At 67.5% G+C, this 7,628-nt stretch carries 6 protein-coding genes and 1 pseudogene; 5 read left to right on the forward strand and 2 right to left on the reverse strand.

The genetic code is table 11. The annotated features are described in order from the left end of the window. Positions 1 to 131: 131 nt before the first annotated feature. Positions 132 to 1,925 (reverse strand): DEAD/DEAH box helicase, encoded by a 1,794-nt coding sequence (locus tag JF66_RS10740; protein ID WP_035877750.1) that lies wholly within the window; start codon positions 1,923 to 1,925, stop codon positions 132 to 134. 227 nt (positions 1,926 to 2,152) lie between these two features. Here JF66_RS10740 and JF66_RS25030 point away from each other — a divergent pair, with 227 nt between their 5' ends. The 5 genes and pseudogenes from JF66_RS25030 to JF66_RS10760 all read left to right on the forward strand — a co-directional run bounded on the left by JF66_RS25030 (position 2,153) and on the right by JF66_RS10760 (position 7,145). Beyond that, on the forward strand, positions 2,153 to 2,989 hold the full coding sequence (locus tag JF66_RS25030) for an ABC transporter substrate-binding protein (RefSeq protein WP_051973422.1): 837 nt from the start codon (positions 2,153 to 2,155) through the stop codon (positions 2,987 to 2,989). Next, complete coding sequence (locus tag JF66_RS25035) at positions 2,908 to 3,798, forward strand: ABC transporter substrate-binding protein (protein WP_255351529.1); 891 nt, start codon at positions 2,908 to 2,910, stop codon at positions 3,796 to 3,798. Before JF66_RS25030 ends, JF66_RS25035 begins: the two co-directional genes overlap by 82 nt. Next, a complete protein-coding gene (locus tag JF66_RS10750) occupies positions 3,795 to 4,760 on the forward strand; it encodes an ABC transporter permease (RefSeq protein WP_035877752.1) in 966 nt (321 codons plus the stop codon). The genes JF66_RS25035 and JF66_RS10750 overlap by 4 nt, the downstream gene beginning before the upstream one ends. Positions 4,761 to 5,077: 317 nt before the next feature. Then, positions 5,078 to 5,601, forward strand: a pseudogene (locus JF66_RS10755) (ABC transporter permease). Further along, positions 5,598 to 7,145 carry an ABC transporter ATP-binding protein gene (locus tag JF66_RS10760; protein WP_035877755.1) on the forward strand — a complete coding sequence of 516 codons (1,548 nt, stop codon included), beginning with the start codon at positions 5,598 to 5,600 and terminating at the stop codon, positions 7,143 to 7,145. Before JF66_RS10755 ends, JF66_RS10760 begins: the two are co-directional and overlap by 4 nt. Positions 7,146 to 7,201: 56 nt before the next feature. Here JF66_RS10760 and JF66_RS23605 read toward each other — a convergent pair. After that, positions 7,202 to 7,628 (reverse strand): hypothetical protein (locus JF66_RS23605; RefSeq protein ID WP_197059389.1); only part of this gene is annotated, 427 nt, incomplete at its 5' end.

Consider the following 7,628-nt stretch of genomic DNA (forward strand, 5'->3'; position numbering starts at 1 on the left):
GGCGGAGCAGGGCCGCCCAGAGAGTCAGACCGACACCATCTGAGTGGAGCAGCAGAAACAGCCGCCGTCGCCGGTTAAACGACTGACGCCCCACCCGGAGGCGGAGCGTCAGTCAGTGCGTGCGTGCGTGCTTAAGCGTTGTGCGGGCGGCGTTCCGGGCCCTGACGGCTTGCGCCGCCGCGGTCGGCCTTCAGCTCAATGAGCTTGCCGCTGATGCGGGTCGCGGAGAGCTTGGAGAACACATCGCTGGACAAATCTGCCGGCAGCTCTACGAGGGAGAAGTCGGGCAGGATCTTGATGTGCCCGAAGTCATCGCGGCTCAGGCCGCCCTCGTTCGCGAGCGCTCCGACGATCTGGCGCGGCTCCACCTTGTGGCGCTTGCCCACCTCGATGCGGTACTGCGACATCGGCTTGCCGCTCGAACGCACGGGGCGTTCGCTGCGCACGGGGCGGTCTCCGCCGTCGCGGCTGTCGCGGCTGTCGCGGCGATCGCCACGGTCTCCGCGGTCGCGGTCGGCGCGATCGCTGCGTTCCTCACGCGCGAAGCGCTGGGCGCGGGCATCTTCGGGGGAGAGCAGCAGGGGAGTATCACCCTGGGCAACCACGGCGAGGGCCGCGGCGACATCCGCTTCGGGCACGTCGTGGTGGGACACGTAGTGACCCACGATGTCGCGGAACATGCCAATGCGTTCGGACTGGCCGAGCGCCTCGGTGATCGCGTCGTCGAAACGTGCCAGACGTGTGACGTTCACGTCTTCCACGCTCGGCAGCTGCATCTGGGTGAGGGGCTGGCGGGTGGCCTTCTCGATCGCGCTGAGCAGACGACGCTCGCGCGGCGTCACGAAGCTGATGGCTGCTCCGCTGCGGCCGGCACGGCCGGTACGTCCGATGCGGTGCACGTAGGACTCGGTGTCGATCGGAATGTCGTAGTTGACCACGTGGCTGATGCGGTCGACGTCGAGACCGCGAGCGGCGACATCCGTGGCCACCAGAATGTCGAGCTTGCCCGACTTGAGCTGGTTCACGGTGCGCTCACGCTGTACCTGTTGCACGTCGCCGTTGATGGCGGCGGCGGAGTAGCCGCGAGCGCGCAGCTTCTCGGCGAGCAGCTCGGTCTCGTTCTTGGTGCGGGTGAAGACGATCATGCCCTCGAAGTTCTCCACCTCGAGGATGCGCGTGAGGGCGTCGACCTTCTGCGGGTACGACACCATGAGGTAGCGCTGGGTGGTGTTCGCGGAGGTCGTGGTCTTGTTCTTGACCGTGATCTCTTCGGGGTCGTGCAAGTACTTCTTGGAGATGCGGCGGATCTGCGCGGGCATCGTGGCCGAGAAGAGTGCGACCTGCTTGTCGTCGGGGGTGTCGGCGAGGATCGTCTCGACGTCTTCAGCGAAGCCCATCTTGAGCATCTCGTCGGCCTCGTCGAGCACCAGGTACTTGAGCGCGGAGAGGTCGAGGGTGCCCTTTTCGAGGTGGTCCATGATGCGGCCGGGAGTACCGACCACAATGTGCACGCCGCGGCGCAGGGCGGACAACTGAACGCCGTAACCCTGTCCGCCGTAAACGGGCAGCACGTGCACGCCGCGCATGTGGGCCGCGTACTTCTCGAACGCCTCACACACCTGCAGCGCGAGCTCGCGCGTGGGGGCAAGCACGAGCGCCTGCGGGGTCTTCTGGGCCATGTCCAGGCGGGAGAGGATGGGCAGCGCAAACGCGGCCGTCTTTCCGGTGCCGGTCTGGGCGAGTCCGACTACGTCCCGGCCGGCGAGCAGCGGGGGGATGGTGGCGGCCTGAATGGCCGACGGTGTCTCGTATCCAACGTCTTTGAGCGCTTTGAGCATCGCAGCGTTGAGCCCGAGGTCTGCAAAGGTCTTGGTTGTACTGGCAGTTTCTGCCTCGGTCTGTTCTGTGGTGTCTTGCGGCGTCATACTACCAATGGTATTCCCTTGTGGAGAGCGCCCTGTTCGAGGGGCGGGACCTGACGCAAAAAAACCGGGGAATCTGTGACACGCCGGGTCAATCGTGCACCTCGAACGGCGTGTCGCGAGAACGACCGGTTCTGCTTCGCAGAAGCCACGGTGCGGAGGCTCGCGGTACGTTGGAGGGGCGGGGTCATTTCTTGTGCCCGTTCGATCGGCACCACAGAGAGAGACCTATGCGCATTCGCGCCCATGCACGATCCTGGCTGCGCGCAACTGTCGCCGTCGTCGCCATCGCCACCCTCGTCACCGGGTGCAGCGCAACCGCTCAGCCGGCCGCCACGAACACGCTGACCTACGCCATCAATGGCGGCACCCTCAGCGGCGGCAAGATGGACATCCACTCCTCCGCCTTCCAGGCCACGGCGCTCGTGATGCGCAACTCGTTCGACTCGCTCGTGTACCAGAAGGCCGATGGTTCGTTCGTGCCGTGGCTCGCCACGTCATGGCAGGTCTCCGACGACGGGTTGCACTACACGTTCGACCTGCGTCACGACGTCACCTTCCACGACGGCGAGCCCTTCAACGCCGAGGCCGTCAAGGCCAATTTTGAGCACGTTGTCGCCCCCGAAACGGCGTCAGCGGATGCCGCGAGCCTCATCGGGTACGCCGAGACCGGCGGTTTCTACGCGGGTACCTCCGTCGTGGACGAGTACACCGTTCGGGTGGACTTCGACCAGCCCTACGCTCCCTTCCTGCAGGCCGTGAGCACCGCCAAGCTGGGCTTCTACTCACCGGCCACTCTGCGCGATAACACGGGACAGCTGGCAGCAGGAGGCCCCGGTATCTCGGTGGGCACCGGCCCGTACATCCTCAGCGAATACACCCCCGACCAAAGCATTGTCTTCACCGCCAACGCCGACTACAACTGGGCTCCCGAGGGCAGCACGCACGAGGCGCGCCCGCCATCGACACCCTGGTTTTCCGCATCCTGCCCGAGTCGTCGGTTCGCACCGGCGCACTCACCAGCGGGGAGGCGCAGATCGCCAGCGACATCACTGCCAATACCGTGAGCCAGATCGGTGATGAGTTCACCATCGAGAACGTGACGATGCCGGGGCTCCCGTACACCCTGTTCCTCAACGAGGCGCACGGCGTCTTTGCCGATGAAAACGTGCGCCGCGCCTTCGCCCTCGGTATCGATATCGGGCCGGCTGTCGACAGCATCTACCAGGGGCAGGCCGAGCGGGCGTGGAGCATCCTGTCCCCGGCCACGCCGGACTCCTACGACCCCAGCCTCGAAGAGAGCAGGGCCTTCGATCCCGACGCGGCCGGTGCTCTGCTCGACGCGTCCGGCTGGACGGAACGTGACTCCGAGGGGTACCGCACGAAGGACGGTGCCCGCCTGAGCGCGCGGTGGCTCGCCTACACCCCGATCTCCGACGCGAATGCCAGCCTCGGTGACGTGGTGCAGTCCGACCTGCGCGATCTCGGCTTCGAAATCGTGCGCGACAACCGCGAAATCGCCCAGTACTACGAGGCCTTCGACGCGCGCGACTACGACCTCTCGGACTGGAGCTTTCCCAGCGTCGACGCCGACGTGTTGCGCGCTCACATGCACAGTGGCGGCTACAAGAACGGCTCATCCATCGTCGACCCCGTCGTCGACCAGCTTCTGGATGATGCCATCGCCACGAGCGATCCGGCCGCGCGGACAGTCCTGTACCAGCAGTTGCAGCAGTGGAACGCGACCCACGTGGCCATGGTCCCGATCACCGTGCCCACCGCCATCACCGCCTATAGCCCGAGCCTGAAGAACCTGACCTTTGACCTGTATGGGCAGCCGCTCTTCTACGAGGCCTCCCTCACCACCGCTCCGTGAGCGAGCGCCGCGCGGGCAGCGCTCGATCCGGCCGACCGGGCGCTCGCGTCGCGGGGCGGATCGGCGGAATGCTGCTCGTGGTCTGGGGCGCCGCCACCGTGGGATTCTTCTCACTGCGGCTGATCCCCGGCGACCCGGTGAATGTGCTCGTGGGGCTCGGAAACGTGTCCGAGCAGGTTCGCGACCAGATCCGCGCCGACTGGGGGCTCGCCGACCCGCTGATTGTGCAGTACTTCAGCTACCTCGCGCGTCTGGTGCAGGGCGACCTTGGAACCTCCTACCGCATGCAGCAGCCCGTGACGGCCGTGATCGGCCAGCAGCTGCCGTCCACCGTGCAGCTGATGGGCCTCGCGCTCGTGTTCGCTCTGCTGCTCGCGCTCACCTCTGCGCTGCTCGGCCGTGACCGCCGAACGGCACCGGTTGCGGGCCTGCTCGAACTCATCGCGGTCTCGTCGCCGACCTTCTGGATCGGGCTCGTCCTGATCGGCGTTTTTGGTTTCGGGCTCGGCTGGTTCCCGGTGGTGGCCACGGCAGGCTTCGGCGCGCTGGTGCTGCCCGCGGTGACACTCGCCATTCCGGTGGCCGGCATCCTCAGCCAGGTACTGCGGCAGGGGCTCGACGATGCCGCTACGCTGCCCTTCGTCGCCACCGTGCGCGCCCGCGGGACCAGTCATACTCGCCTCGTCGTGCGCCACACCCTCCGGCACGCCGCAGCGAGCAGCATCACCCTCACCGGCTACATCGCGGGGTCCCTGCTCGGCGGCTCGGTGCTCGTGGAGACCGTCTTCGCCCGCCCCGGACTGGGCCGCGTGGCCCTCAACGCCATTGTCGACCGTGACGTGCCCGTCGTGCTGGGCATCATCGTGCTCGCGGCCGTGGGGTTCTCACTGGTCAACCTGCTCGCCGATACTCTGGCAGACCGCATCGACCCGCGCCTCACGACAGAGCAGTCCTACGCATGAGCATTCTTTCCGCCGCCTCTGCGCGCACGGCCAGGAGGATGCCCGTGCCTGCCCTCTTCGTCTCCGTCGGGTTCCTTGCACTCCTCGGAGTCTCCGCCGCACTGCCGGCGCTGTTCACCGCAGCAGATCCGCTGAGCACCGACATCGGTGCGGCGTTGCTCCCACCCGGCCAGGGGCATCCGTTCGGCACGGACCAGGCCGGCCGCGACGTATTCGCTCGGGTGGTCTACGGTTCGCGGTATTCGCTGGCGATCGGTTTCGGCGCAACCCTGATCGCCCTGGTGGCGGGGCTCGTGATCGGATCGCTCGCGGGGCTGATGCGGCGGCTCGGCGACGGCGTGCTGAGTCGGGCCATCGAGATCCTGATGTCGTTCCCGGAGTTCCTGCTGGCGCTGATCGTGATCGCGATCATCGGTCCGGGAGAGGCGAGCCTGCTCACGGCCGTGGCCATCGCGGTGATCCCGGCCTACGCGCGCGTCGCCCGGGTGCAGACGCTGGTGGTGAAGCGCGCCGGGTACGTCGAGGCGGCACGCACACTCGGATCTCGCCCGCCGTTACCGTGTTGCGCCACGTTGTGCCGAACACCCTGGGGCCGTTGTTGGTGATGGCGACCATGGGGATCGGGACTGCAATCACGGCGGCCGCCGGTCTGAGCTTCCTCGGCCTCGGGCCCAAGCCGCCCATCCCCGAGTGGGGACTCATCCTCTCGGAAGGGCGCAATTTTCTGGCGACCGCGTGGTGGATTGCCGTGTTCCCGGGACTGGTGATCACCGCGACCGTGGTCTCCACCAGCATTGTCGGTCGGCATCTGCAGGCCCGCGCGGCGGGGCGGCACCGATGAGTGCCGTGAGCGTGCGCAACCTTCGAGTGGTGATGCCGGGTTCGACGGCTGCCGTAGTGGACGGCGTCTCATTCAGCATCGCTGCGGGGCACTGCCTGGGCATCGTGGGGGAATCGGGCGCCGGTAAGAGCCTGACGGCTCGGAGTCTCATCGGTCTTGCCGGCCAGGGAGTCACAGCCGACGAGCTGACGGTCGCCGGTGTCGACGCCCGCACGCTCGACGACCGGGGATGGCGCGGCCTCCGGGGTGCCCGGGTGGGGCTCGTGAGCCAGGACGCCCTGGTCTCCCTCGACCCGCTACGCCGGGTGGGCGCCGAGGTGGCCGAGCCCCTGGACGTGCACGAACCGCAGCTCGGCCGGGCCGATCGGTCACGTCGAGTGCTCGAGCTGCTCGGGCAGGTTGCCATGCCCGATCCGGCCAGGCGCGCCCGGCAGTACCCGCACGAACTCTCTGGTGGGTTGCGCCAGCGCGCACTCATCGCGTCGGCCATCGCGGCATCGCCGCGGCTGCTGATCGCCGACGAACCGACCACGGCGCTCGATGCGACAGTGCAGGCCCAGATCATTCTGCTCCTGCGCGAACTTAAGAAATCGGGCCTCGCCCTCCTGCTGATCAGTCACGACCTGGGCGTCATTCGTGAGCTCGCCGATGAGGTGGCCGTCATGAAGGACGGACGTTTCGTTGAGGTGCAGCAAACAGCCGTCCTGTTTGCCGCGCCGCAACATCCGTACACTCGCCAGTTGCTCGCCGCGGCATCGCTGGGCACCGCAAGGCCTCCGGTGCCCGGGCCGGTGGTGCTCTCCGCACGCGACCTTGCCAAGACATTCGGGTCGGTGGCGGCCGTCGACGGCGTCTCGTTCGAGTTGCGTGCCGGTCACACCATGGGCATCGTCGGTGAGTCGGGTTCGGGCAAGAGCACGGTGGCGCGGATGTTGTTGGCCACCCAGGCGCCCGACCGCGGGTCAGTGCTGCTCCACGGCCAAGCGTGGAGCGACATGCCCGAATCCTTGCGTCGCGGTCGCCGGGGCGGTATCCAAATCATCCACCAAGACGCGCTGAGCGTGTTCGACCCGCGCGCCACCGTGCTGCAGATTCTGTCGGAGGCGATCGCCCTGGACGGCACGCCGCGTCGCCTCCGGACGGCGCGGGCCGAGGACCTGCTCGCGCGGGTGGCCCTTACCCCGTCGCTCCTCGGGCGGCGCGCGCGCGAGCTCTCCGGCGGGGAGCGTCAACGGGTCGCGATCGCCCGGGCGTTGGCGCGCGAGCCGAGCATCCTCGTGTGTGACGAGCCGGTGTCGGCTCTCGACGCGCAGGTGCAGTCTCAGGTGCTCGCCCTGCTGGCTTCCCTGCAGCGGTCCAACGGGCTCGCGATGGTCTTCATCTCGCACGATCTTGCGGTCGTGCGGGCGCTCAGCCACGAGATCCTCGTGATGAAGGACGGTCGCGTCGTGGAGCAGGGGCCGGCGGCCGACCTGTTTGCTGCGCCGCAGCATCCGTTCACGCGCGAGTTGCTCGCCGCGCACCGCGAGAACCGGGGAATCTGAGACCGGCCGGTCCGGGAGCGGCCGGGGTGCATCTGGATACCTGTTGCGACGGTGGACTAGACGGTCGGACGGATCTGGGAGGTTGCTCGTTTCATCCGCCGGGCCAGGCGCGTGAGGTAGACGAGTGGGGCGAGGGCGGTCATTCCGACGAGTGCATCGGGAGCAATTCCCGCCCCGATCGACAGGAAGGGCTGCCAGTTCAGCAGGCCCAGAGGATAGATGAGCGCGCAGAACCAGAGGAAGAAGCCGAGCCTCATCCGGTAGGACCGGCGCGAGAGGTACACGAAAACGGCGAACGGAACGGCCAGCAGGGGCAGGATCCACCAGGCCGTCGCCGTGACCGTCGGGGCCGCCCATTCAGATTGCAGCACGAGCATGGTCCAGATCAGAGCCGTGAACAGCACGGCCCATGAAAAGGCCCAGACCCGGTGGGTTGCTGACGAGGACGGCACCGACGTGCTCGTTCCCGCGCGAGCAGCCCGG

The organism is Cryobacterium sp. MLB-32, from assembly GCF_000738085.1.
Lineage (GTDB): Bacteria > Actinomycetota > Actinomycetes > Actinomycetales > Microbacteriaceae > Cryobacterium.

Excerpts from the sequence above, each read along its gene's own strand:
- JF66_RS10740 (WP_035877750.1), bottom strand. The coding sequence starts at position 1,925 with ATGACGCCGCAAGACACCACAGAACAGACCGAGGCAGAAACTGCCAGT.
- JF66_RS25030 (WP_051973422.1), top strand. The coding sequence starts at position 2,153 with ATGCGCATTCGCGCCCATGCACGATCCTGGCTGCGCGCAACTGTCGCC.
- JF66_RS10760 (WP_035877755.1), top strand. The coding sequence starts at position 5,598 with ATGAGTGCCGTGAGCGTGCGCAACCTTCGAGTGGTGATGCCGGGTTCG.